Origin of the sequence: Streptomyces zaehneri, from assembly GCF_032248645.1 — a bacterium.
GTDB lineage: Bacteria > Actinomycetota > Actinomycetes > Streptomycetales > Streptomycetaceae > Streptomyces > Streptomyces coriariae.
The window spans coordinates 276,064-301,094 of record NZ_JASTTJ010000004.1 but is presented as its reverse complement, the minus strand read 5'-3'; the positions used below and the strand labels follow the sequence as shown (position 1 = coordinate 301,094).

Genomic DNA, 25,031 nt, shown 5'->3' with positions numbered 1-25,031 from the left:
GGGAGCTGTGTTGCGGAGCTTGAGGCAGAGGGCAGTGACCGGCAGCTACGAGGATCCGAGGGTGGCGGAACTGCGGACCGCGGTGTCCCGGCTGCGCCGCGAACTCGCCACGTATCCGGTCGAGTTCCCGGACCGGGCGATCGCCGAGGACGAACTCGCCGCGCTTGCCGCGATGGTGACCTACGGCATCCCCGAACTCCCCCGGTTGAGAAGCTCGTTGCTGCTGATCGCGGGAGCGATCGGCTCGGTGAGCGCACTGGCCCGGAGCCTGTCGGAGGTACGGCACGCCGTGGAACTGTTCGGAGAGGCGCCGCGCCCCTGACCCGGCGGGCGCGGCCGGACGCGGTGCCGCTACAGCCCGCCCTGGGCCGCGGGGCCGGGGCTCGTCAGCGCCTGTGACAGCTCCACCGCGACCTGGCGCAGTACCGGCACGATCCTCTCCGTGGCCGGTTCCGTGACGCGGCCCGCCGGGCCGGAGATGGAGATGGCCGCGGGGGTGGGCGAGTCCGGCACCGGCACCGCCAGGCAGCGCACGCCGATCTCCTGCTCGTTGTCGTCGACCGCGTAACCGGCCCGCCGGACCTCCGCGAGGGCCGCGAGGAAACCGTCCGGGGTGATGATCGTCTTGTCCGTGGCGGCGGGCATGCCGGTGCGGGCGAGCAGGGCGCGCACCTCGTCGTCCGGGAAGCCCGCGAGCAGCGCCTTGCCGACCCCCGTGGAGTGCGGCAGGACGCGGCGGCCGACCTCGGTGAACATCCGCATCGAGTGCTTGGACGGCACCTGCGCCACGTACACGATCTCGTCGCCGTCGAGCAGCGCCATGTTGGCCGTCTCGCCGGTCTCCTCGACCAGGCGGGCCAGGTAGGGGCGGGCCCAGGTGCCCAGCAGGCGGGCGGCGGACTCGCCGAGCCTGATCAGCCGAGGGCCCAGCGCGTAGCGGCGGTTGGGCTGCTGGCGGACGTAACCGCAGGCCACCAGGGTGCGCATCAGGCGGTGGATGGTGGGCAGCGGCAGCCCGCTGCTCGCGGACAGCTCGCTCAGGCCGACCTCGCCGCCCGCGTCCGCCATCCGCTCGAGGAGATCGAAGGCGCGCTCGAGGGACTGGACCCCGCCGCCGGCGGACCGGGCGGAGTCGGTGGTGCTGGCGCTGGACGTCGGCACGGCGCGTTCCTTTCGAAACTGGCGGAAGGGCTGAAGCCTACCCGGCGGTCGGTTGACTCCTCGCTTGCGCGTAGTTAGATTCTGCTGGCCGGAATAATAATTCCATTATGTGGAAACGTCCAGAGTGCCGGAGGTGGGGGCACTCTGGGGGAGTGGCCCTTGACGGCGCGAGGGCGGGAGGGGAAGACTCCTTCAACAGAACGTTGAATTCCGTTACGTGGAAGTTTCTCCGGCGTAACCGGAGGAGAACGGAAGAGAGGGGCCCGGGTGTCCGAGGCTGAACTGGTGCTGCGTTCGACGCGCGTCATCACTCCCGAGGGGTCGCGGCCCGCCGCTGTCGCGGTCGCCGCCGGCCGGATCACGGCGGTACTGCCGTACGACGCCCCCGTCCCGGAGGGAGCCCGGCTGGAGGACTTCGGCGACGACGTGCTGCTGCCCGGTCTGGTCGACACTCATGTGCATGTCAACGACCCCGGCCGCACTCACTGGGAGGGCTTCTGGACCGCCACCCGCGCGGCGGCGGCCGGCGGCATCACCACCCTCGTCGACATGCCCCTCAACTCCCTGCCGCCGACCACCACGGTCGACCACCTCCGCGTCAAGCGGGAGGTCGCCGCCGACAAGGCGCACATCGACGTCGGCTTCTGGGGCGGCGCCCTGCCCGACAACGTCAAGGACCTGCGCCCGCTGCACGAGTCCGGCGTCTTCGGCTTCAAGGCGTTCCTCTCCCCTTCGGGCGTGGACGAGTTCCCGCACCTCGACCAGGACCGGCTCGCCCGCTCCCTCGCCGAGATCGCCGGATTCGACGGGCTGCTGATCGTGCACGCCGAGGACCCGCGCCACCTCGACGCCGCACCGCAGCGGGGCGGCCCCCGGTACGCCGACTTCCTGGCCAGCCGTCCCCGCGAGGCCGAGGACACCGCCGTCGCGCACCTCGTCGCGCAGGCGAAGCGCCTCCACGCGCGCGTGCACGTGCTGCACCTCTCCTCCGCCGACGCGCTGCCGCTGATCGCCGCGGCCAAGGCGGAGGGCGTCCGCGTCACGGCCGAGACCTGCCCGCACTACCTGACCCTGACCGCCGAGGAAGTCCCCGACGGCGCCAGCGAGTTCAAGTGCTGCCCGCCCATCCGGGAGTCCGCCAACCAGGATCTGCTCTGGCAGGCCCTGGCGGACGGCACGATCGACTGCGTGGTCACCGACCACTCCCCGTCCACGGCCGATCTCAAGACCGACGACTTCGCGACGGCCTGGGGCGGCATCTCGGGCCTCCAGCTGAGCCTGGCGGCCGTGTGGACCGAGGCCCGCCGACGGGGCCACGGCCTCGAGGACGTCGTCCGCTGGATGTCCGCACGCACGGCCGCCCTGGCGGGCCTCTCCCACAAGGGCGCGATCGAGGCGGGCCGCGACGCCGACTTCGCCGTCCTCGCCCCCGACGAGACCTTCACCGTCGACCCGGCGGCGCTCCAGCACCGCAACCGTGTCACGGCGTACGCCGGGAGGACCCTGTACGGCGTCGTGAAGTCCACCTGGCTGCGCGGCGAACGCATCGTCTCGGACGGGGAGTTCACCGAGCCGAAGGGCCGGCTCCTCACCCGTACCCCCTGAGCCGAAGGAGTGTCCGACCTGCCCGTTCCCCACCCGCACCCGCACCGGCCGACTCCCGAAAGGCAGACCTGATCACCGTGACGGCGATAGAGAGCTTCACCGGCGACGCGAACCCCTACGGCGGCGGCGACCCGTACGCGGACTACCGCACCGCCGACTTCCCCTTCACCCGGTTCGTCGACCTCGCCGACCGGCAGCTCGGAGCCGCGGTCGTCGCCGCCAACGACGAGTTCTTCGCCCAGCGCGAGAACCTGCTGGTGCCCGGACCCGCCGAGTTCGACCCGGAGCACTTCGGGCACAAGGGCAAGGTCATGGACGGCTGGGAGACCCGCCGCCGCCGCGGTGCCCGCGCCGACCACCCGTGGCCGACCGCCGAGGACCACGACTGGGCGCTCGTCCGCCTCGGCGCGCCCGGGGTGATCCGGGGCATCGTCGTCGACACCGCGCACTTCCGCGGCAACTACCCGCAGGCGGTGTCGGTCGAGGGCGCCTCGGTGCCGGGCTCGCCGTCCGCCGAGGAGCTCCTCGGCGACCATGTGAAGTGGACGACGCTGGTCCCGCGCACGCCGGTCGGCGGACACGCGGCGAACGGCTTCTCCGTGTCGCTGGAGCAGCGCTCCACCCACCTGCGGGTCAACCAGCACCCCGACGGCGGCATCGCCCGCCTGCGCGTGCACGGGGAGGTCGTGCCCGATCCCGAGTGGCTGTCGGTGCTCGGCACCTTCGACGTCGTCGCCCTGGAGAACGGCGGCCGCGCCGAGGACGCCTCCAACCTCTTCTACTCGCCGGCGAGCAACACCATCCAGCCGGGCCGCTCCCGCAAGATGGACGACGGCTGGGAGACCCGCCGCCGCCGCGACCGGGGCCACGACTGGATCCGCTACCGCCTGGCGGCCCAGGCGCGGATCCGCGCGCTGGAGATCGACACGGCCTATCTGAAGGGCAACAGCGCGGGCTGGGCCTCGGTGTCGGTCAGGGACGGCGAGAGCGGCGAGTGGACGGAGATCCTCCCGCGCACCCGTCTCCAGCCCGACACCAACCACCGCTTCGTCCTGCCGGCCCCGGCGCTCGGCACGCACGCGCGCGTGGACATCTATCCCGACGGCGGCATCTCCCGCCTGCGCCTGTTCGGCTCCCTCACGGAAGCCGGCACGGCGGCCCTGACGGCCCGCCACCAGGAGCTCGGCGGCTGACGGCTGAACCGACCGCCACCGCCGTGAACACCCCGCGCACGAGAGGGGTGTTCACGGCGCTGACGACGCGTTGGCGGCCCCGCCCTCCCGTTCCAGCCTTGCCTGGTCCTGGTCCTGGTCCTGGTCCGGGTGCCCGGCCCCTGGCCCCTCGCGGTCGCGGTCCGGGTCCCCGGCCCCGGTCGCGGTCCGGGTTCCCGGCCCCGGTCCGGGTTCCCGGCCCCGGTCCGGGTCCCCGGCCCCGGTCCGGGTCCCCGGCCCCGGTCCGGGTCCCCGGCCCCGGTCCGGGTCCCCGGCCCCGGTCCGGGTCCCCGGTCCCGGTCCCGGTCCCGGTCCCGGTCCCGGCCCCTGGCCCCGGTCCCGGCCCCTGGCCCCGGTCCCGGTCCGGGTCCCCGGTCCCGGTCTCGCTCCCGATGCCGGTACCGATGCGGTTCCCGACCCGGTGCGGAATCCCGTCCCGATCCGGGTCCCCGTTCCCTAGGCCGCGTGCCCGCCGTCCACGGCGAACTCGGCGCCCGTGACGTACGCGGCCCCCGCCAGGTGCGCGACCGTCGCGGCCACCTCCTGGGCCGTGCCGAAGCGGCCCAGCGCGGTCGTCGTCGCCTGACCGGCCGCGTACGGGCCGTCCGCCGGGTTCATGTCCGTGTCGATCGGGCCGGGGTGGACGAGGTTCGCGGTGATCCCGCGCGGGCCCAGCTCCCGGGCGAGGGCCTTGGTCAGACCGATCAGGGCCGACTTGCTCATCGCGTAGAGGGTCCCGCCGGGGCCGGGCACCCGCTGGGCCATGCAACTGCCGATCGTGATGATCCGTCCGCCGTCCGCCATCCGCCCGGCGGCCGCCTGCGAGGCCAGGAACACCCCGCGCACGTTCACCGCGAGCACCCGGTCGACGTCGGAGAGGCCGAGCCCCTCCAGCGGTCCGAGGACACCGACGCCCGCGTTGTTCACCAGTACGTCGAGGCTGCCCAGCGCCCGGACCGTACGGTCCACCGCCCCGGACGCCTCCCCGGGGTCCGCGGAGTCCGCGCGCAGCGCCACCGCCCGCCGTCCCAGCGCCTCCACGGCCGCCACGACGTCCTCGGCCGCCTCCTTGCCGTTCACGTAGGTCACCGCCACGTCAGCGCCCTCACGGGCGAGCCGCAGCGCGGTGGCCGCTCCGATGCCGCGGCTGCCGCCGGTCACGAGGGCCACCTTGCCGTTCAGGGGTTTCTCGGTCGTTGTCATGGGTCCATCCCAGCGGCCGGCGCCCCCGCGCGCTGGCGGCCAACGGACGTCGAGATCGCCGGGGCGACAGGACGGTGACGGACGCGCGGATCGTGCGTTCCGCGGAAGCCCGGAAGCCCGGAAGCCCGGAAGCCCGGAAGCCCGGAAGCCCGGCAGCCCGGCAGCCCGGCAGCCGGGGAGGCAGGAAGCCCGGAAGCCCGGAAGGCAGGAAGCCGGGAAGACCGGAAGCGGTACGGCGTCCAGTGGGTCGGCGGTCTCGACCGCCAGGGCGTCATTACGCGGTGTTCGGCGGCGAGGGCCTGTCCCTGGCCACCCTGGAGGGCAGTGGCCGCGTCATCCTCCAGTCCCTCACCATCGAGAGTCTCGCCAACGCCCTGAGGAAGGCCCAGGGCGGCGACAAGCAGGGGCCGACCGGCGGACTGTTCTCGACGAACGCGGGCTGAGCCGACGACTGCGGGTGCCGCCGGGGTGGTGCCGGTGCGGTTCGAGGAACGGTGCCGGCACACCGGCGGCCCGCTCACCGCGCCGGGCGGCTCCGTCCGGACGTGCCTCGCCCCGCGGCCTGGAGACGTGGGGGGTCCGCGGGGCGAGGGTCTGGCGATCGGACGGGCGAACGGTGCAGTCGGTCAGCAGCCGTAGTTGATCAGGTTGAAGGTGACGTAGTGGTCCGCGGTGTAGTAGTCCTCGGCGGACTTCTTCCCGGTCACGATGCGGCGCGCGCCGCGCGTCGAGGAGCCCGGGGTCTTCACCGTGTACTCGTGGTAGTAGCCGGACGTCTGGCTGGGCAGGACGCCTTCCCGGTTCTGGAAGACCGCTCCGTCCTGCGAGTACGGGAACGGCCCGCCCGCATCGATCAGGTCGAGCGTGTCGTACGCCTGTGAGGGCAGTTTCGTGTAGCAGACGCTGCCGACGGCGGCGTGGGCCGTGGTGGCGGAGACGGTGCCGCCGACGAGGAGGGCGGACAGGACAGCCGCCGACGTGACCGTACGAGTGATCCGTGGGGGGAATCTCATGGCCTTATGATGACGCGCGTAGATAGTGTCATGTCAATGACAAGGCGCGGAATTCATCTTCTGGTCCGGGAAGTTTTCACGGCGTTAACCGGAGACCGGCCCGCTGCGCTCAGCCCGGTTCCCGGCCGGACGTGGGCCTTGACGGTGGCGACGCTCATGAACAGCTCCGCGGCGACGTCCGGCCCTCGACGGCCCGGCCGGCTACTGGCTGCCCGGCCCCCTGACGCGCGGGATGCGCAGCCTCCCGGTCCGCTGCCGGCGCGGCGGCAGCGCCACCCCACCTGCCGGCGCGGCGGCAGCGCCACCCCACCTGCCGGCGCGGCGGCAGCGCCACCCCACCTGCCGGCGCGGCGGCAGCGCCACCCCACCTGCCGGCGGGCCCCGGTGTCTGCGAGGCCGGCCCCGCTCAGTCCGTCGCGGAGGTCGCCGGGATCTCCGAGAGCCACACCGCCCTGCGGTCCCGCCGGGACACCTCGCAGGCTTCGGCTATCCGGAGGGCCTCGAGTGCCTCACGGCCGTCGCAGGGGTTGGCCCGCTCGCCCCGCACCACGTCCACGAAGGCGTTCAGCTCCGCCGCGTAGGCGGGCTCGAACCGCTCAAGGAACCCGGTCCACGGCTTGTCGGCGGCCGGTGGACCGGTGGGTTCGGTGGACGCGATCGGGGTGCGGTCGTCCAGACCCACGACGATCTGGTCGAGCTCTCCGGCCAGTTCCATGCGGACGTCGTAGCCCGCCCCGTTCAACCGCGTCGCCGTCGCCGTGGCGAGGGTGCCGTCGTCGAGGGTGAGGACCGCGGCCGCCGTGTCCACGTCCCCCGCCTCGCGGAACATCGCGGGCCCGGCGTCGGAGCCGGCGGCGTACACCTCCGTCACCTCGCGGCCGGTCACCCAGCGCAGACAGTCGAAGTCGTGCAGGAGCGCGTCCCGGTAGATCCCGCCGGACACCGGCAGCCAGGCGGCCGGCGGCGCCGACTGGTCGGAGGTCAGCGCCCGCACGGTGTGCAGCCGCCCGAGCCGCCCCGAGAGCACCGCCTCGCGGGCCCCGGTGTACCCCGCGTCGAAGCGGCGCTGGAACCCCATGTGAAGGATCGTTCCGGCGCTCTCGACCTCGGCGATCGCCGCCAAGGTGCCCGCCAGATCCAGGGCGATCGGCTTCTCGCAGAAGACCGGGAGCCCGGAGCGTGCTGCCCGACCGATCAGTTCGGCGTGGGCCGACGTGGCCGTCGTGATCACCACGGCGTCCACGCCCCAGCGGAAGATCTCGTCCACCCCTGGGGCGGCCGTCTCGCCCAGCCGATGCGCGAGCTCCTGGGCCCGCGCGTGGTCCGCGTCCGTCAGGATCAGGGATCCGACCTCGCGGTGACGGCTGAGTGTGTTCGCATGAATGGTGCCTATGCGGCCCGTCCCGATGACCCCGATGCGCATGAGACAAAGGTGCGTTGCGGGCCGGGCGCTGTCAATGCGTATGTCCGGACAACCGAACTACACAACTTCCCGTCAACCGGTCGCGGGGCTACGCTCGGGCCGTGCCGAAACCAGAAGTGGACCCGACCGTGCAGCTAGAACTGCGTGTGGACCGAAGTTCCCCGGTGCCTTTGTACTTCCAGCTCGCCCAGCAGCTGGAGGCCGCGATCGAGCACGGATCGCTGACCCCCGGCAGCCTGCTGGGCAACGAGATCGAGCTCGCCGCCCGGCTCGGCCTGTCCCGGCCGACCGTCCGCCAGGCGATCCAGTCGCTCGTCGACAAGGGCCTGCTGGTCCGTCGCAGGGGCGTCGGGACACAGGTCGTGCACAGCCAGGTCAAGCGTCCGCTGGAGCTCAGCAGCCTCTACGACGACCTGGAGGCCGCCGGGCAGCGTCCGGCGACGACGGTGCTGGTCAACACCATGGTCCCGGCGTCCGCCGAGGTCGCGGCCGCGCTCGCGGTGGCCGAGGGCAGCGACGTGCACCGGGTGGAGCGGCTGCGCCTGGCGCACGGGGAGCCGATGGCGTACCTCTGCAACCATCTGCCCTCCGGCCTGCTCGACCTGGACACCGGGCAGCTCCAGGCCACCGGCCTGTACCGGCTGATGCGGGCCGCCGGGATCACCCTGCACAGCGCCCGCCAGTCCATCGGCGCCCGCGCCGCCACCACCGCCGAGGCCGAGCGGCTCGCCGAGGAGGAGGGCGCCCCCCTGCTGACGATGCAGCGCACCACCTTCGACGACACCGGCCGGGCGGTGGAGTTCGGCGACCACATCTACCGGCCGACCCGCTACTCCTTCGAGTTCCAGCTGCTCGTCCGCCCCTGAGGCCCGTCTGTGCGACCGGCCGACCTCGGTCGCATTGTCCAGACAATGTGACCGGATATCCGGACAAGGTGAGCGATGGGCCGGACTCCACCGGCACGACGCAGGGGTGCTGCGTCCCGACGGTGAGGAGACCGCGCCGACGCGCGGCCGTACCCGGTGAGACCGGCCACGACGCGCCCGGCAACGCCACAGGCCGCCCGCCCCCGCCGTCGCCCGGCTCGGCGCCCGGCGGGAGGGTGAGGCAGAATCGGCGGCGATGAGCACCTACGGCAACTTCACCGCCCCCATCGGCTCCCGCCGCGCGCCCGCACTCCGCACCGTGGGCACGAGGGAGCGCCGATCGCACCTCACCGCGCCCCGTGTGCCGACGGTCGGCATCGACATCGGTGGCACCAAGGTGATGGCGGGGGTGGTCGACGCCGACGGCAACATCCTGGAGAAGATCCGCGCGGAGACTCCGGACAAGTCCAAGAGCCCGAAGGTCGTCGAGGACACGATCGTCGAGCTGGTCCTGGACCTGTCCGACCGCCACGACGTGCACGCGGTCGGCGTCGGCGCGGCGGGGTGGGTGGACGCGGACCGCAACCGCGTCCTGTTCGCGCCCCACCTGTCGTGGCGCAACGAGCCGCTGCGCGACCGCCTCTCCGGCCGTCTCGCGGTTCCCGTCCTGGTGGACAACGACGCCAACACCGCCGCCTGGGCGGAGTGGCGCTTCGGCGCGGGCCGTGGCGAGGACCACCTCGTCATGATCACGCTCGGTACCGGCATCGGCGGCGCGATCCTGGAGGACGGCCAGGTCAAGCGCGGCAAGTACGGCGTCGCCGGCGAGTTCGGCCATATGCAGGTCGTGCCCGGCGGCCACCGCTGCCCGTGCGGCAACCGCGGCTGCTGGGAGCAGTACAGCTCGGGCAACGCGCTGGTCCGGGAGGCCCGCGAACTGGCCGCCGCCGACTCGCCGGTGGCGTACGGGATCATCGAGCACGTCAAGGGCAACATCGGCGACATCACCGGCCCGATGATCACCGAGCTGGCCCGCGAGGGCGACGCCATGTGCATCGAGCTGCTCCAGGACATCGGCCAGTGGCTCGGCGTCGGCATCGCCAACCTGGCCGCCGCCCTCGACCCGTCCTGCTTCGTGATCGGCGGCGGCGTCTCGGCCGCCGACGACCTGCTGATCGGCCCCGCGCGGGACGCGTTCAAGCGCCAGCTCACCGGCCGCGGCTACCGCCCCGAGGCCCGTATCGTCCGCGCCCAGCTGGGCCCCGAGGCCGGTATGGTCGGCGCTGCCGACCTGGCCCGCCTGGTCGCCCGCCGCTTCCGGCGCGCGAAGCGCCGCCGCGTGGAGCGCTACGAGCGCTTCGAACGGTTCACCGAGGCGGCCCGCCGTACCCAGGACACGGCGTGAGCGCCGTACCGCCCCGCACCACCCAGGACACCGCATGACCGCCGTACCGCCCCGCACGACCCGGGACACCGCATGACAGCATCGCTGCCCCGCCAGGCCGCGCCCCCCGACGAGCCGCACCGCCCGCCGGAGGACCGCCGGCACGTGATCCGCCGCAGGGCGCTCACCCTGCTGATCATCGTGCTGCTCATCGGCGTCCCGGCCGGCTACCTGGTGATCTCCGCCAACCAGAGCCGCGACAGCGGCAAGGACAAAGAGGCGAAGTACTCGGCGACCGGCCTCACCGAGGGCTGGCCGTCGAAGGTCCAGCGCCGCCTGTACCAGGTGCCGATCCCGCACCCGTCGAACCAGGTCGCGTACTACGAGACGAACAACTGGAAGACCAGCCGTCTGTACGCGCAGTTCCAGACCACACAGGTGGGACTCGACGAGTTCCTCGCCGGCATCGGCGTCACCAGGGCCGACCTGAAGAAGGGCGAGATCACCATCAGCGCCCGCGACCAGCAGGTCACGGGCTGGAAGTTCACCGGCCCCGGCTCGCGCCCCGGGGACGACTTCGGCATCGTCCACGAACAGAAGAAGCCCATGCCGACACTGGACGTGGTGGTGAACACCGGCAACGCGATCTACCCCTTCGTCTACGTGGTCTCCCGCACGGTCCCCTGACCGGTCCCGCCCCCGGCCGCAAGGCCGTGACCGGGCCGCAAGGCCGTGACCCGGCCGGCCGCCGGGACCGATTGTCAGACCCCGCCCGTAGAGTCGAAGACGACTGATCCGACATGCGGGCGGGAGGTGGACACACGGCATGAGCGTCATGGCCGACGGCACGGCCGCGGCGGAGCCCGGCTCCGTCTCCGTGCGGCTCGCCGCAGTCTTCCTGCCCGCGGCCCTCCCGCGCGAGGGCCGCGTCGCCTTCTGGGACCCGGCGAACGGCCCGCTGCCCACCACGGCGGACGCGGAGCACACGGAGCTCACCGTCGTCCGGCGCCACGGCTCCGCCATCCGCCGCGGGCAGGCCCCCGCCCTGTCCCTGCCGCTCGACAAGGCGCTCCCGCTGCTCGTACGGGCCCGCCGCGACCCCGCCGCCCACCCGGCGACCGCCTGCTGGGGCGCGGCCGCGCTGCACGCGCTGCGGCTCACCGCCCGCGGCCGTCTGCTGCCCGGCCTGACGCCCACGGGGCACGACGCCTGGCGGGCGGGCCCGCTGGACCCGGAGGACATCGCCCATCTGCGCGCGGTCGCCGCCGCGCTCCCGCACGAGGGCCACGCGGTGCCGCTCCCCGGCCCCGGGCCGCTCCTGCTGCCGCGGCCCGAGGCCCTGATGCGGTCCTTCCTGGACGCCGTGGCGGACACCCTGCCCCGCACCCCGGCCGCGCCGCACGCGTGCGGGAAGCCCTTCGCCGACCGCCGGCCCCAGCGGCTGCCCGGCGCGCACGACTGGGCCGCCGAGGTCGCCGCCGGCATGGACGCGGGCGTGCGGATCTCGCTCCGCCTCGACCTGTCCGCCTACGACATGTTCGACCGGCTCGACGACGGCGAGCGGGCGCGCCGGGCGGGCGCCGCGATCGTCCAGGTGCACAGCCTCGCCGACCCCACCCTGATGACCGACGCCGCGTCCCTGTGGGCGGGCGAGGCCGACGCCGCCTTCGGGGCACGCGCACGCGTGGACGCCGCCCTCGCCGTACGGCGCGCGGCCCGCGTCTGGCCGCCGCTCGCCCGGCTCGCCGAGCAGGACGCGCCGGACGTCCTGGCCCTGTCCGAGGACGAGCTGAGCGATCTGCTCGGGGTGGCGGCCACCCGGCTCGCGACGGCCGGGGTCGCCGTGCACTGGCCGAGGGACCTGGCGCAGGACCTCAGCGCGGCCGCTGTGGTCAGGACCGCACCCGGCTCGGCGACCGACGGCACCGGCTTCTTCGAGAGCGAGGAACTGCTCCAGTTCCGCTGGCAGCTGGCGCTCGGCGGCGATCCGCTCAGCGAGGCCGAGATGGACACCCTTGCGGAGGCCCACCGCCCGGTGGTCCGGCTCCGTGACCAGTGGGTCCTGGTCGACCCGGCGCTCGTGCGCAAGGCCCGCAGGCGGGAACTGGGCCTGCTCGACCCGGTCGACGCCCTGTCCGTCGCCCTCAGCGGCACCGCGGAGGTCGACGGCGAGAGCGTCGAGGCGGTCCCCGTCGGGGCGCTGGCCGCCCTGCGCGACCGCCTCACCACCGGCGTGCACCCCGCCGATCCGCCCGCCGGTCTGCACGCCACCCTGCGCGACTACCAGCTGCGCGGACTGGCCTGGCTGGATCTCATGACCTCCCTCGGCCTCGGCGGCTGCCTCGCCGACGACATGGGCCTCGGCAAGACGATCACCGTCATCGCCCTGCACCTGAAGCGGGCCCGCACCGAACCGACCCTGGTGGTCTGCCCGGCCTCCCTGCTGGGCAACTGGCAGCGCGAGATCGACCGCTTCGCGCCCGGCGTCCCGGTCCGCCGCTTCCACGGCCCCGACCGCAGCCTGGCGGACCTCGGCGGCGGCTTCGTCCTCACCACGTACGGCACGATGCGCTCGGCGGCGCCCACCCTCGCCGGGCAGCCCTGGGGCATGGTCGTCGCCGACGAGGCCCAGCACGTGAAGAACCCCTACTCGGCGACGGCGAAGGCCCTGCGCACGATCCCGACCTCCGCGCGCGTGGCCCTGACCGGCACCCCGGTCGAGAACAACCTCTCCGAGCTCTGGGCCCTGCTCGACTGGACGACACCCGGACTCCTCGGCCCCCTGAAGTCCTTCCGCGCCCGGCACGCGCGCGCGGTCGAGAACGGCGAGGACGACCAGGCGGTGGAGCGCCTGGCCCGGCTGGTCCGCCCGTTCCTCCTGCGCCGCAAGAAGTCCGACCCCGGAATCGTGCCCGAGCTGCCGCCCAAGACCGAGACCGACCATCCGGTCCCGCTCACCCGCGAACAGGCCGCGCTGTACGAGGCGGTGGTGCGCGAGTCGCTGCTGGCCATCGAGACGGCGGACGGCATCGCCCGGCGCGGCCTGGTCCTGAAACTGCTGGGCGCGCTCAAGCAGATCTGCGACCACCCGGCCCTGTACCTCAAGGAGGAGACCGCCTCCGTCGGTGACGCCCTGGCCGCCCGCTCCGGCAAACTCGCCCTGCTGGACGAGCTGCTGGACACCCTGCTCGCCGAGGACGGCTCGGCCATCGTCTTCACGCAGTACGTCGGCATGGCCCGCCTGATCACCGCCCACCTCACCGCCCGCGCGGTCCCGGTCGATCTTCTGCACGGCGGCACCCCGGTCCCCGAGCGGGAGCGCATGGTGGACCGCTTCCAGGCCGGTGCGACCCCGGTTCTCGTCCTCTCCCTGAAGGCCGCGGGCACCGGCCTCAACCTCACCCGCGCGGGCCATGTCGTCCACTTCGACCGCTGGTGGAACCCCGCGGTGGAGGAACAGGCCACCGACCGCGCCTACCGCATCGGCCAGACCCAGCCGGTCCAGGTGCACCGCCTCATCACCGAGGGCACGGTCGAGGACCGCATCGCCGAGATGCTCCAGGCGAAGCGCGCCCTGGCCGACGCGATCCTCGGCTCCGGCGAGTCGGCCCTCACCGAGCTCACGGACCGCGAACTGACCGACCTGGTCAGACTGCGGAGGGAGGCGTGATGGGAGAGACGGAGAAGCCCGACACCACCGCCGACACCGCCGCTGCCGCCCCGGCCGGGGAGGAACGGGACGAGGGCGCCGGCCCGGCCGGGGAGGAACGGGACAAGGGCGCCGGCCCGGCCGACGAGGCTCGCCGAGCGCTGCGGGCGGCTCGGGAGCGCTCACTGGAACAGCAGCCGACGCAGGCACCGCGCCGACCGTCGCAAGCACCGCCCCCCGGACCGACGCGAGCACCGTCGCACGACTCCACGGTGCGGGCGGGCACCCCCGCCCCCAGGCCCGGCGACGCGGCCCGCGCGGCGCTGCGGCGGGCGGTGGAATCCGCGCCCGCGGTGGAGCCTGCGCCTGTGGTGGAGCCTGCGTCCGTGGGGGAACCTGTGCCTGTCGGCGATGCGGCCCGCGCGGTGCTGCGGCGTACGGCGGAACCTGCGTCCGTGCTGGAGCCTGCGCCTGTGGGGGAACCTGTGCCCGCTGGCGACGCGGCCCGCGCGGTGCTGCGGCGTACGGCGGAACCTGCGTCCGCGGTGCAACCTTCAGCCGCGGCCGACCCCGAGACCCCGGCCGACCCCGAGACCCTGGCCGCCCCCGTGACCCTGGCCGACACCGAGCCCGTAGCCGACCCCGTGACCGTGGCGGACTCGCCCCCCGGGGAAGCCGCCCCGGCGGCCGACGGCGACCCCGTAGCGCCCCCCACCCCGCCGGAGGGGGCATCGCCTGCCGATGCCTCGCCGGAGGCCGCCGGACCGCGCGCCCCGCAGGCCGGCGCCGGTTCGCGTCCCGGGGACATCGCGCGGGAGGCCCTGCGCGCCGCCCGCGCGGAGGCCCGCCGGAACCCGGCCGAGACCGGGACCCGGGCAGGCCGCCGGACTCCGCGCGGCGACGTCGGCCCCCGCCCTCGCCCCGACGCTCGCCCCACCGAAGCCCGGCGGCACCCCGGCGCATCCGACCAGGTGGCCGACGAACGTGCCCGTGCCGTAAGGGAGTTGCTCGCCGGTGCCTTCCAGATGCCGTCGGATGATTCGGCCGAAGCCGAGCCCGGGGCCCGGCCCGAGCCCGCGCCCAGGACCAGGCTTGAGCCCTGGGCCGAGCCCGAGCCCGAGCCCGGGACCGGGCCCTGGGCCGAGCCAGAGGCCGCCATCGGCAACGCGACGACGGCCGAAGGAAGTTCACCCGCTGCTGCGGTCTCCGTGAGTCCCCCCGGTGGCGCACCTTCCCCGCGTCCCGAACCGCCCCGCACCCCCCGCTCCATGGCCGCCCCCGCACGGGACGGCGAGCACCGCCGTACCTTCCCGGCCTTCCCGCCGCGCACCGGCGGGGACTTCGCGGGGACCTGGTGGGGCAACGCCTGGGTCGCCGCGCTGGAGGAGGGGGCCCTCGACGCCAAGCGCCTGGCCCGCGGGCGCGGTTACGCCGAGCAGGGGAACGTGGACGCGATCACCGTCACCCCCGGGCTCGTGCTGGCGTACGTGCAGGGCAGCCGCCCGCGTCCCTACCGCGTACAGGTACGGCTGCGCACCCTCGGCGCCGAGGACTGGGAGCGCTTCCTGGAGGCCGCGGTCGAGAGCCCCGGGCACATCGCCGCGCTGCTCGACAAGGAGATGCCCGAGTCCCTCGCCGAGTGCGGGGTGCCACTGCTTCCCGGTCCCGGCGACCTCGAGCCGCAGTGCAGCTGCCCCGACCGCGGTCACCCCTGCAAGCACGCCGCCGCCCTCTGCTACCAGACCGCGCGGCTGCTCGACGCCGACCCGTTCGTGCTGCTCCTGCTGCGCGGCCGGGGCGAACGCGAGGTGCTCGACGCGCTGTCCCGCCGCAACGCCACCCGCGCGGCCCGCGCCGCCCAGGAGCAGGAACCGGAACCCCTGCCGGGCGTCCGGGCCGCCGAAGCCCTCGCCGAGCGCCGGCTCCCGCCGCTGCCCGCCCCGCTGCCCGTGCCCCCGCACCCCGAGCAGCCCCCGGCCTACCCGTCCGCGCCGAACGGCCCCGACTCCTTCGCGCTGGACCACCTCGCGACCGACGCGGCCGCCCGCGCCCACGCCCTGCTGGTCACCGGCCGGGACGAGATCGGCGAACTCACCCTCTGGCGGGACGCCGTACGGCTCGCCGCGTCCCGACCCGGTTCCGGGCTCACCGTCACCACCCGCGCCCTCTACGCGGCGCTCGCCTCCGCCGTCGGCCGCACCTCTGTCGAACTGGCCCGCGCGGTGGCCGCCTGGCGGCAGGGCGGGCCGGACGGGCTCACCGTCCTGGAGGAGACCTGGGACCCGCCGGCCGGGCGCTTCGACCGGGCCCGGCCGCTCCTCCTCGCCGCCGACCTCCCGGCCTTCCGCCCGCGCCGCAACCACCTCACCCACCCCCGCGGCCACGTCCAACTCCGCTTCGGCCGCGACGGGTTGTGGTACGCGTACGAGTCCGAACCGGGCCACGACGACTGGTGGCCGCGCGGCACCCCCGACCCGGACCCGGTGGGCGCGCTGACCGGTCTGGGCGGTTCGGACGAGCTCTGAGGCGCCCGGTCCCGTCGGCGCGCAGGGCGCCCGGCGGAGCCGGTCACGGGCCGCCGGCATCCGCGCCCCGCGGCCGCCCGATCCGCCCGATCCGCCCCCCACTTCTCCGCCGTGGGTCGGTGACATCGAGGTGTCCGCGCAGCCCCTCTACTCGCCCTGGAACACCGACTTCTACCGGCTGTTCGGCAGCGCCCACCCCGACGGCGGCAGCGCCCCGCTGACCCGGCAGACCGTCAAGAGCGCCTGGGAGCTGCCCTGGGACGCGAGCCTCGGGGCGGGTGCCGTGCACCGTCTGACCGGACGCTCCTGGTCCGGCGCAGGCGCGGTCGTACGCGTCGACGTCAGCACCGACGGAGGGATCAGCCGGCGGCGCGCCCGGCTGCACGACGCCCCGCGCCGCGCGGGCCGGGTCCGCTGGTCCACCGACTGGCGCCCGTCGGCCCCGGGCGCGTACACCCTGCTGGCCCGGGCCACCGACAGCACCGGCCGCACCCAGCCCGACACGACCGTCCCGAACACCCAGGGCTATCTGTTCGACGCCGTGGTCCGCCACCCCGTCCGGGCGGTGTGAGAGGAACGCGCGTACGACGGTGCAAGGGCATCGGCCGAGGCCCCGGCACGGACTCCTCCGGCACGGGCTCCACGGGGGCCGCCCGGACGGCGCACGCGCGTCGGGGACCGGTCGGCCATGCCCTGCCCTTACCGGCACTGGGTGTCCTCCCTGTCCCCAGTCGGCCGGCCGTTCCCAGCGGCCGCGGCAGGGATTGCGGCCCGCTCGCGGGTAGCGGATGCCGAAACCCGGGCCGCGGCACAGCCATGGGGTCCTGTGCCTCTTCTCGTGGGCGATCCGGTCCCTGGTGAGGTACGGGCCACGGTTCGATGTGCGGCGTCCAGGACGGTCGGGGCGACGGTGCCGTCCTGCGCACCGTGTCCGTGCCCGTCGTGCCTGGAATTCATCGCTAGGGAAGCCGGCGGGCCACGGCGCCCAGGCATACTCCGAGCCAGCCGAGGGCGAACAGCCAGCCGCCGACGACGTCGGTGAACCAGTGCACTCCGAGGTAGACGCGGGTCAGTCCGACCGACGCGCCCCAGCCGCCGATGACCAGGGTGAGCGGGGTCCGGCCGCGCGGACCCCGCAGGCGGACGGCGATGATCAGGAGTCCCGCGGTGATGGCCGCCGTGGTGGTGTGACCGGACGGGAACGCCCATCCCGAGGCGTGCGTCGCCCAGTCCGTCAGGGGCGGCCGCGGCCGGGCGACGAGCGCCATCACCGCGTACCGCAGCGCCTGGCCCGCCCCGAGGCAGCCCAGACAGAGCGCGACGGCCAACGCGCGCTGCCGGCGGGTGCGCCCCGCGATGACCCCGGCCAGCACCGCCAGCGCGAACGGGACCAGACCCGTCCCGGTGCCGGTCAGCCCGCGGGCGAACGCCACCGCCACGTCCGGCCGGTGGCCGACGGACCACGAGAGGAGGCCGGCGTCCGTGAACAGCGGATTGCCGTCGTGGCCCACCACGACCATGGTGAGCACGCCGAAGGCCGTCCAGGCGCCGAGGCCGCAGCTGCCGGCCAGTTCGGCGACCTCGCCGCGCTTCACGACACCACCATCAGCAGCGGCCGCAGGCGCGTGGCCGTGAGCCGCAGGGCTGCGGCCTTTGCACGCCCGCGCAGTGCCGACATGACGAGCAGAGCGGCCAGAGCGCCCACCACGACCCCTGCCAGCACGTCGTGGGGGTAGTGCGCGCCGACCCAGACCCGCGAGACCGCCATGGCGCAGGCGGCCACTGCGGCGACCGCGCCGAGTCGGCGGGAGACGAACAGCAGCGCGACGGCCGCCGCGGCGGCGATGGCCGCGTGGTTGCTGGGGAAGGACCAGTCGCCGGGCGCCGGACACGCCTCCAGCGTGGCCACCCGCAGGCTCCGGCAGGGCCGGTCCTCGCGCACCAGCAGCTTCAGCGCCGCGTTCACCCCGTAGGCCACGACCACGACGAACGGCACGGCGAGCGCGATCACCGACGCGGTGGCTCCCGCCCGTCGGGCGTGCCACCAGCCGACGGCCATGAGGACCGCGAACAGGGCGAGTCCGTACGTCGACCACGCCGACGCCGTGTCGTCCAGCCACGGGGGAGCGTGCCGGGCGAGGTTCACCACGTCGGTGTAGGCCGAGCCGTCGACCGACGAGCCGTTGAAGGCGAGGATCATCCGCGTGCCTCCTTCGCCTTCGCGTCCCGGCGCGAGCGGTACACCTCGGAGGCGACCGGGATCAGCGACAGGGCCACGATCACCGCGACGATCGGCAGCAGATACCGGTCCACGTCGGGTACGGAGGAGCCCAGCGCGTAGCCCGCCAGGGCGAGACCCAGGCTCCACGCCAGCCCGCCGGTCACCTGCCAGACGGTGAAGGTTCGCACGGGCACTCGCAGGGCGCCGGCCATCGGGTTCAGGACCGTGCGCACCACCGGAACGAAGCGGGCCAGGACGATCGCCTTCGCGTGTCCGTAGCGCTCCAGCAGCTCCTCCGCGCGTTTCGCCCCGTCGTGCAGGCGGGCGGAGCGGCTGCGGGCGAGCAGGGTACCGCCAGCTCTTCGGCCCAGGAGATATCCGCATTGCGCGCCCGCCAGCGCTCCCACCGCCGCGGCGGTCAGGAGCGGGGCGAGCGACAGTTTCAGACCGCGGTCGTCGGCGCCCGTGCACAGCAGACCGGCGGTGAACAGCAGTGAGTCGCCCGGGAGGAAGAAACCGATCAGCAGCCCGGTCTCGGCGAACAGCACCGCGCCCACACCCAGCACGCCGAAGGCGGACAGCAGCGACCGGGCGTCCAGCACATTGACGGCGAGCTGCGACGATAGGTGCGTGGCTGTGGTCATCGTCGGGAGCCCCTTCATCGTTCTTCCGGACTGTCGGGTGCGGCGCAACGGTTGGAGGGCGGCATCCGACGACTGACTACAATCCTGTAGACGGTCTGCTGAACTGTAGACGATGGCGGAGTGAGGAACGTTCCATGACCGACGCGAAGGACGACAGGCGGCCGGCCGGCGAACTCGAAGCCGCCGTCATGGCCGCGCTGTGGGCTGCCGGGGCTCCGCTCACGCCCGGGCGGGTGCAGACCGAACTCGGCTCCGGCCTGGCCCGTACGACGGTGGCGACGATCCTGACGCGTCTGCACGACAAGGGCGTCGTCAACCGTGAGCGGGAGGGGCGCGGTTACGCCTACTTCCCCGTGCAGGACGCTCCCGGGCTGACCGCCCGGCGCATGCATACCGAACTCGACCGGGACGCCGACCGGGAGACGGTCCTGGCCCGCTTCGTCGCCCAGCTCAGCCCCGGCGACGAGCAGCATCTGCGCCGCCTCCTGGAGGGTGACGAGTGATGACCGTTCTGCTGCTCCTCCCGCTGATCCTGCCCTTCCTCGCACCGGTGCCGGCCCGCCGGACCCTCGATCGCCTGGCCCCCGCCACCGCGCTGTGGGTCCTCACCGCCTCCGCCCTGGCACTGGCGGGGGCCTGCGTCGCAGCCCTCGGCGCCCTGGTCCTGACCGGACTGCTCAAACTCCCCGCCTTCGCCGCTCTCGGTGAACTCGTCCACCCCCTGCGGACCCCCTCGGACTACCTCGTCCTCCCCGCCGCCACGGCGGCCACCGGAGCGCTCACCGTCAGCGCCTGGACCCTTGTGCGCGCGGTCTTCCGGCAGACCCGCGCCTTCCGTAGCGCCCGCGCGCAGGCCGACCGCCGCCCCGCCGCCGGTGACCTGTGCGTGATCGATTCGCCCGATCCGGACGCCTACGCCCTGCCCGGACGGCCCCACCGCATCGTCGTCACCACCGCGATGCTGCGCAGCCTGGGACCCGCCGAGCGTGAGGCCCTCTTCGCCCACGAGCGCGCCCACAACCAGGCCGGCCACCACTACTTCCTGGCCGCGGCCGAACTCGCCGCCCACTGCCACCCCGCTCTCCGCGCCACCCGCGACACCATCCGTCTCGCCGCCGAGCGCGCCGCCGACGAGGCAGCCGCCGAGGTCACCGGAGACCGGCGCCTGATCGCCACGGCCATCGCCCGCGCCGCCCTCGCCGGCCACGCCTCCCCCTCCACCCGCCCGGACTTCGCACCCGCGGCGACGACAGGCCCGGTGCCGCAACGCGTCGCCGCCCTCCTCGCACCCTCCGAGAAGCGCTCGCGCACCACCCGCCGTACCGCCTTCCTCCTCGTGGCCTGCACGGTCCTGTCCGTCGCCGCCGGAACAACCGGCGTCGTCGACTTCCACCACGAGGTCGAGGTCGCCCAGGGCGAGGAAGGTCCATGACCGCCTCGGAGCGGTGTTCGACCACGAGGATCACTCACCGCTGCCGCGACCGCCGGCCGAGGCGGGCGGGTCCGTACCGGAGCGATGGGCCGACGAGGGGGGCCGCAGCCCGGATCGGCAGCCGGACGGTCGTCGCCCGCGCCGTCGGGCGGGCGGCTCCCGCCTCCGCCGGCATGCCACGCCCCGCCACCCTGGCCGTGACCGGCGGGGCAGTACCCCAGCGGGTGCAGGCCCTGCCGGCCCCGCCTGTCGAGCGCCCCGCCCTGCCCTTCGCGCCCGGCGCCCTCCTGCTCACCCTGTGCTGCGCCGGCCTGGCCGACGCCGCCTCGGACAGCGGGAACCCGGTCGAGAGCGCGGAACGGGCCCGGTGCGCCGCGGACGCCGGGGCGCTGGGCGCGGCGTGGGCGGGCCGTCCTCCCCAGCGGCCGGACGTCCGCTGCCACCACGGTGGAACCGACGGGCACGGAAGACACCGCGGGTGGTGGGTGTAGTACCGCGGTACGACGTGCGCGGCGCGGTTCAGCCTCCCGGTACCACCGGATCGGCGTGAATCGGCGCTTAGCGTTGCCGGTGCGGCGTCGGAGGCGAAGGACGCCGGTGGCCGACAGGAAGAACGCGAATGATCGACGCACGGCAGTTGACCAAGAAGTACGGCGAGAAGACGGCCGTCGACGGGCTGGACTTCGTCGTGCGGCCGGGAACGGTGACCGGCTTTCTGGGGCCCAACGGAGCGGGCAAGTCCACGACGATGCGCATGGTCGTCGGCCTCGACGCCCCGACGAGCGGCTCCGTCACCGTCAACGGCCACCGCTACGCCCGCCACCGGGCACCCCTCCAGGAGGTCGGTGCCCTCCTGGAGGCGAAGTCGATCCACCCGGGCCGCTCGGCGTACAACCACCTCAGGGCCCTCGCGCTGACCCACGGCATTCCGGGCCGCCGGGTCGACGAGGTCATCGACCTCGCCGGACTGGGCAGCGTGGCGAAGAAGCGGGCCGGCGCCTTCTCCCTCGGGATGGGCCAGCGGCTGGGCATCGCGGCGGCGCTGCTGGGCGATCCGCAGACGGTGATGCTGGACGAGCCGGTCAACGGGCTGGACCCGGAGGGCGTGCTCTGGATCCGTAACCTGCTCAAAGCGCTTGCCGAGGAGGGCCGGACGGTCTTCGTGTCCTCGCACCTGATGAGCGAGATGGCCCTGGTGGCGGACCACCTGATCATCGTGGGGCGCGGGCGGCTGCTGGCCGACACGACCGTGGCGGACCTGATCCGCGAGGCGGGCAGCGCCACGGTGAACGTCGCGACGCAGGACCCGACGCGGCTGCGGGACGTGCTGGCGGGACCGGGCGTCGAGGTCACCGGCCGGATCGGCTCCGAGGAGCTCCAGGTGACCGGGCTGACCGCCCGCGAGATCGGGCTGAAGGCAGCGGAGCACGGGATCGCGCTGTTCGGCCTGAGCGCGCGGACCGTGTCGCTGGAGGAGGCGTTCATGGACCTGACCAGGGATGCCGTGGAGTACCACGGCTCCACGACCGGGATCGAGACCCTTGGGAGGCCCGCATGAGCACCCTCACCGCAACTGCCGGGGAACCTCGGACCACGCCCGTCCGACCCGTCTACCGGGTGACCGGACGGCGCGTGTTGTCCTCGGAGTGGGCCAAGCTGTGGTCCCTGCGCTCGACGTGGATCACCCTGGGCCTCGGCCTGCTGTTCCTGGTGGCCTTCGGCCTGATCTCCGCGAGCCACTACAAGTCGGGGATCGACTCAGGCCACACGGACCGGGACTTCGCCGACGCGACGGCCGTCAGCCTGTCCCTCTTCGGTACGAACTTCGCCCAGCTGGCCCTGGGCGTCCTCGGTGTGCTGGTCACCGCGGGGGAGTACTCGACCGGCATGATCCGCTCGACGCTCGCGGCGGTACCGCGCCGGCTGCCCGTGCTGTGGTCCAAGGCGGCCGTGTTCGGGCTGGTCGCGCTGGTTGTGGGGACGCTGGGCGGCTTCGTCGCCTTTCTGATCGGGAGCGGGATCGTCTCGGGCACGCCCGCTGCCATGAGCCTCTCGCACGCGGGTGTCCTGCGCAGCCTGCTGGGCGCGGGGCTCTACCTCGGCCTGGTCGGGGTGATCGGCACCGCCCTGGGCGCGCTGCTGCGGTCGGTGGCCGGCGGGATCTCGGTGCTGGTGGCCGCCCTGATGCTGGTCCCGGGACTGATCTCCCTGCTGCCGAGCTCCTGGCAGGACGACATCAGCCCCTACCTGCCGTCCGACGCGGGCGCGGCGATGTTCGCGCTGACCCATGACTCCACGACCCTGTCACCGGGCGCCGGACTGCTGGTCTTCCTCTGCTGGACGGCGCTGGCGCTGGGCGGCGCGGCCTACCGGCTCGTGCGCAGCGACGTCTGAGGCCTGCACCATGGACAGGTGACGCCCGTGACCACCGATGACCTCAGCGGGATGGGACCGCTGGTCGCCCGGCTTTCCCGGGGCGGCCAGCGGTTGCGGCAGGCCGACCGGACACATCCCTGGGTGCTGGACACCGCGGTCGTCGTCCTGGTCCTTGTGATGTTCTGCCTGCCCGACCTGTTCCACGGCGGTGGGGACAAGGGCGACGGCGACGGCGACGGTCCGCGCCGGTTCCGCCTCGCCCTCACCCAGCTGCCCGTCGCGGGAATGCTGGCCTTCCAGGCCGGACTGGTTCTGCCCCTGCTGTGGCGGCGACGCAAACCCCTCATGGCGTTCGCCGCCATCACCGTGGTGTTCGTCGTCCAGTGGTCCGTGGGCGCGGCGCTGCGCGCGGACGTCGCCCTGTTCATCGCCCTGTACAGCCTCGCCCTGCACGGGTGGCTGCGCCAGCTGCCGTGGGCCTGTGCGGCCATGGCGGCCGCCATGGCGCTGGTCGCGGTCCGGGTGTCCTCGGCCGTGTCCGTGTGGGACGCGCTGTTCTTCCTGCTGAGCACGGCGACCGCGGCCCTCGCACTCGGCCTGGTGGTACGGATCCGCCGGGCCCAGCTCGCCGGACTGCGGGACCGGGCCGCCCGGCTGGAGATCGAGCGCGACCAGCGCAGCAGGCTGGCGACGGCCACCGAACGCACCAGGGTCGCCCGCGAGATGCACGACATCGTCGGCCACAACCTGTCCGTCATCATCACGCTGGCCGATGCCGGCGCCTACGCCACCGACATCGCTCCCGAACGGGGCAAGGAGGCGCTCCGGCTCATCGGCGACACGGGCCGCCAGGCCCTCGGTGAACTGCGGCGCGTGCTCGGCGTGCTGCGCGAGGCGACAGGCGGCGGCTCCCCGGGCGGGCCCGAACTCAGCCCGCAGCCCGGCATCGCGGACATCGAGGCACTCTGCGCCAAGGTGCGCGCCGCAGGGCTCGAGGTCGTCTACCGGACCTCAGGCGAGGTGGACGCTCTGGACAGCGGCGTGCAGCTGACGGTGTACCGCATCGTCCAGGAAGCCCTCACCAACACACTGAAGCACGCCGACACCGACACCCTGGTACGGCTGGCGATCGTCGAGAAGGACACCCGGCTGACCGTCCGGGTCCGGGACACCGGCCCGGCCCTGCTGTCCGGACCGCCGAACGAGGAAGGACACGGTCTGGTGGGCATGCGGGAGAGAGCGGCTCTGTACGGAGGCACCGTCAGCGCGGGGCCGGCGGGCGGCGGAGGATGGAGCGTCGAGGCCGTCCTCGACCTCACGCCCCGAAGCGGTGGTGAGCGATGACCACCGTGCTCATCGTGGACGACCAGCCCCTGCAGCGCTACGGCTTCCACCTGCTCCTGGACTCCGTCGCCGAGACCGATGTCGTCGGTGAGGCCGCCCACGGCGCCGAGGCCGTCCGCAAGACGGCCGAACTGCGCCCGGACGTCGTCCTGATGGACGTTCGCATGCCCGGCATGGACGGCATCGAGGCCACTCGCCGCATCGTCGCCGCCGGCGGCCGCTCGCGTGTCCTCGTGCTCACCACCTTCGACCTCGACGAGTACGTCCACGCCGCCATCCGGGCCGGCGCCAGCGGCTTCCTCCTCAAGGACGTGCGCCCCGAGGAGCTCCTTGCCGGCATCCGAGCCGTCGCCTCCGGCGACGCCGTCATCGCGCCCGCCCTCACCCGCCGTCTCCTGGACGAATACGCCCGCTACGTCCCCGCGCACCGCACCGGCTCCGCCGAGGACCCGGGACTCGGCTCCCTCACCGACCGCGAGCGGGAGATCCTCGTCGCCGTCGGCAAGGGCTGGACCAACGGCGAGATCGCCGCCCGGTTCGTGCTGTCCGAGTCCACCGTCAAGACCCACGTCGGCCGCGTCCTCGCCAAGATCGGAGCCCGCGACCGCATCCAGGCCGTGATCTTCGCCTACGACCACGGCCTCGCCCGGCCCAACGGGGACTGAACCGAAGCGCCCGGGCAGTCCCGCGGCCTCCGTCAGGGTTCCAGGCGGCAGCCGTGGCCGCGCAGGGTGGTGATGCGGGGCAGGCTGCCGGGACGGACCGGGGCGTCGGCTCGGTCTTGTTCGACGCGCGGGGGAGGGGGCGTATCGGCCGCCTGGCGGGCGGGATCCTGGCCGGGGCAGGGGAATCACCGGCCAGGACCTGTTCCTCACCTTGTGTGCCGGGCGCTCAGGGAGTTCAGAAGGGCGGCTCCGCGGGCCGGGAGACCGGCTTCCGCCCGCCCGGGACGACGAAGGGCCGGTGGTCGGCCG

Annotated in this window: 22 protein-coding genes and 2 pseudogenes; 17 read left to right on the top strand and 7 right to left on the bottom strand. The window is 74.0% G+C overall.

The genetic code is table 11. From position 1 onward, the window contains the following. Nucleotides 1–7 precede the first annotated feature (7 nt). Complete coding sequence (locus QQM72_RS09690) at nucleotides 8–322, top strand: DUF5955 family protein (protein WP_314220389.1); 315 nt, start codon at nucleotides 8–10, stop codon at nucleotides 320–322. A 29-nt stretch (nucleotides 323–351) separates the two neighbouring features. On the opposite strand, the gene QQM72_RS09685 is transcribed toward QQM72_RS09690, so the two are convergent. After that, nucleotides 352–1,161 (bottom strand): IclR family transcriptional regulator, encoded by an 810-nt coding sequence (locus QQM72_RS09685; protein WP_314220388.1) that lies wholly within the window; start codon nucleotides 1,159–1,161, stop codon nucleotides 352–354. 267 nt (nucleotides 1,162–1,428) lie between these two features. Between QQM72_RS09685 and allB the strand changes: the two genes are divergently transcribed. Both allB and alc read left to right on the top strand, forming a co-directional pair. Next, complete coding sequence (gene allB, locus QQM72_RS09680; RefSeq protein ID WP_314220387.1) at nucleotides 1,429–2,766, top strand: allantoinase AllB; 1,338 nt, start codon at nucleotides 1,429–1,431, stop codon at nucleotides 2,764–2,766. 77 nt (nucleotides 2,767–2,843) lie between these two features. After that, nucleotides 2,844–3,959 (top strand): allantoicase, encoded by a 1,116-nt coding sequence (alc, locus tag QQM72_RS09675; protein ID WP_314220386.1) that lies wholly within the window; start codon nucleotides 2,844–2,846, stop codon nucleotides 3,957–3,959. Between the two features lie 474 nt (nucleotides 3,960–4,433). On the opposite strand, the gene QQM72_RS09670 is transcribed toward alc, so the two are convergent. After that, nucleotides 4,434–5,180, bottom strand: a complete 747-nt coding sequence (locus QQM72_RS09670; RefSeq protein WP_314220385.1) for a 3-oxoacyl-ACP reductase family protein — start codon at nucleotides 5,178–5,180, stop codon at nucleotides 4,434–4,436. Nucleotides 5,181–5,396: 216 nt separating this feature from the next. Here QQM72_RS09670 and QQM72_RS09665 point away from each other — a divergent pair. Next, nucleotides 5,397–5,623, top strand: a pseudogene (locus tag QQM72_RS09665) (AIM24 family protein); the annotation flags it as partial. 183 nt (nucleotides 5,624–5,806) lie between these two features. Here QQM72_RS09665 and QQM72_RS09660 read toward each other — a convergent pair. Both QQM72_RS09660 and QQM72_RS09655 read right to left on the bottom strand, forming a co-directional pair. Further along, entirely contained in the window at nucleotides 5,807–6,193 is a 387-nt protein-coding gene (locus QQM72_RS09660) for a ribonuclease domain-containing protein (RefSeq protein ID WP_057606037.1), read from the bottom strand. A gap of 406 nt (nucleotides 6,194–6,599) precedes the next feature. Further along, the gene (locus tag QQM72_RS09655; RefSeq protein ID WP_314220384.1) at nucleotides 6,600–7,616 is read right to left on the bottom strand and encodes a Gfo/Idh/MocA family protein; all 1,017 of its coding nucleotides are present in this window, start codon (nucleotides 7,614–7,616) and stop codon (nucleotides 6,600–6,602) included. Between the two features lie 128 nt (nucleotides 7,617–7,744). Between QQM72_RS09655 and QQM72_RS09650 the strand changes: the two genes are divergently transcribed. The 6 genes and pseudogenes from QQM72_RS09650 to QQM72_RS09625 all read left to right on the top strand — a co-directional run. After that, entirely contained in the window at nucleotides 7,745–8,482 is a 738-nt protein-coding gene (locus QQM72_RS09650; protein ID WP_199876132.1) for a GntR family transcriptional regulator, read from the top strand. Between the two features lie 256 nt (nucleotides 8,483–8,738). Continuing rightward, nucleotides 8,739–9,887, top strand: coding sequence for an ROK family glucokinase (locus tag QQM72_RS09645; protein ID WP_314220383.1), 1,149 nt, complete (start codon nucleotides 8,739–8,741; stop codon nucleotides 9,885–9,887). A 72-nt stretch (nucleotides 9,888–9,959) separates the two neighbouring features. Further along, nucleotides 9,960–10,553 carry a sugar kinase gene (locus QQM72_RS09640; RefSeq protein WP_314220382.1) on the top strand — a complete coding sequence of 198 codons (594 nt, stop codon included), beginning with the start codon at nucleotides 9,960–9,962 and terminating at the stop codon, nucleotides 10,551–10,553. A gap of 148 nt (nucleotides 10,554–10,701) precedes the next feature. Beyond that, complete coding sequence (locus tag QQM72_RS09635) at nucleotides 10,702–13,536, top strand: DEAD/DEAH box helicase (protein ID WP_314220482.1); 2,835 nt, start codon at nucleotides 10,702–10,704, stop codon at nucleotides 13,534–13,536. Then, a complete protein-coding gene (locus QQM72_RS09630) occupies nucleotides 13,536–16,040 on the top strand; it encodes an SWIM zinc finger family protein (RefSeq protein ID WP_314220381.1) in 2,505 nt (834 codons plus the stop codon). The genes QQM72_RS09635 and QQM72_RS09630 overlap by 1 nt, the downstream gene beginning before the upstream one ends. A 103-nt stretch (nucleotides 16,041–16,143) precedes the next feature. Then, nucleotides 16,144–16,611: pseudogene (locus QQM72_RS09625) on the top strand (sulfite oxidase); the annotation flags it as partial. Nucleotides 16,612–16,999: 388 nt separating this feature from the next. Here the strand turns inward: QQM72_RS09625 and QQM72_RS09620 are convergent. From QQM72_RS09620 to QQM72_RS09610, 3 genes are read right to left on the bottom strand one after another with little or no spacing between them, the layout of a single operon-like run. Continuing rightward, entirely contained in the window at nucleotides 17,000–17,635 is a 636-nt protein-coding gene (locus QQM72_RS09620; protein ID WP_314220380.1) for a phosphatase PAP2 family protein, read from the bottom strand. Beyond that, on the bottom strand, nucleotides 17,632–18,240 hold the full coding sequence (locus tag QQM72_RS09615; protein WP_314220379.1) for a phosphatase PAP2 family protein: 609 nt from the start codon (nucleotides 18,238–18,240) through the stop codon (nucleotides 17,632–17,634). Before QQM72_RS09615 ends, QQM72_RS09620 begins: the two co-directional genes overlap by 4 nt. Next, nucleotides 18,237–18,905: a DedA family protein gene (locus tag QQM72_RS09610; RefSeq protein ID WP_314220378.1), complete on the bottom strand. Its 669-nt coding sequence runs from the start codon at nucleotides 18,903–18,905 to the stop codon at nucleotides 18,237–18,239. Before QQM72_RS09610 ends, QQM72_RS09615 begins: the two co-directional genes overlap by 4 nt. A 134-nt stretch (nucleotides 18,906–19,039) precedes the next feature. On the opposite strand from QQM72_RS09610, the gene QQM72_RS09605 reads away from it, so the two are divergent. The 7 genes from QQM72_RS09605 (at nucleotide 19,040) to QQM72_RS09575 (ending at nucleotide 24,722) form a co-directional block, all read left to right on the top strand. Next, nucleotides 19,040–19,408, top strand: a complete 369-nt coding sequence (locus QQM72_RS09605) for a BlaI/MecI/CopY family transcriptional regulator (RefSeq protein WP_314220377.1) — start codon at nucleotides 19,040–19,042, stop codon at nucleotides 19,406–19,408. Next, nucleotides 19,408–20,337, top strand: a complete 930-nt coding sequence (locus QQM72_RS09600) for a M48 family metalloprotease (protein ID WP_314220376.1) — start codon at nucleotides 19,408–19,410, stop codon at nucleotides 20,335–20,337. The genes QQM72_RS09605 and QQM72_RS09600 overlap by 1 nt, the downstream gene beginning before the upstream one ends. A 173-nt stretch (nucleotides 20,338–20,510) precedes the next feature. Beyond that, nucleotides 20,511–20,828 carry a hypothetical protein gene (locus QQM72_RS09595; RefSeq protein WP_314220375.1) on the top strand — a complete coding sequence of 106 codons (318 nt, stop codon included), beginning with the start codon at nucleotides 20,511–20,513 and terminating at the stop codon, nucleotides 20,826–20,828. A gap of 128 nt (nucleotides 20,829–20,956) precedes the next feature. Further along, on the top strand, nucleotides 20,957–21,895 hold the full coding sequence (locus QQM72_RS09590; RefSeq protein WP_314220374.1) for an ABC transporter ATP-binding protein: 939 nt from the start codon (nucleotides 20,957–20,959) through the stop codon (nucleotides 21,893–21,895). Beyond that, entirely contained in the window at nucleotides 21,892–22,731 is an 840-nt protein-coding gene (locus tag QQM72_RS09585) for an ABC transporter permease (protein WP_314220373.1), read from the top strand. The genes QQM72_RS09590 and QQM72_RS09585 overlap by 4 nt, the downstream gene beginning before the upstream one ends. Nucleotides 22,732–22,758: 27 nt before the next feature. Next, nucleotides 22,759–24,057, top strand: coding sequence for a sensor histidine kinase (locus QQM72_RS09580; RefSeq protein WP_314220372.1), 1,299 nt, complete (start codon nucleotides 22,759–22,761; stop codon nucleotides 24,055–24,057). Next, a complete protein-coding gene (locus QQM72_RS09575) occupies nucleotides 24,054–24,722 on the top strand; it encodes a response regulator transcription factor (RefSeq protein ID WP_314220371.1) in 669 nt (222 codons plus the stop codon). The genes QQM72_RS09580 and QQM72_RS09575 overlap by 4 nt, the downstream gene beginning before the upstream one ends. Nucleotides 24,723–25,031: the final 309 nt, after the last annotated feature.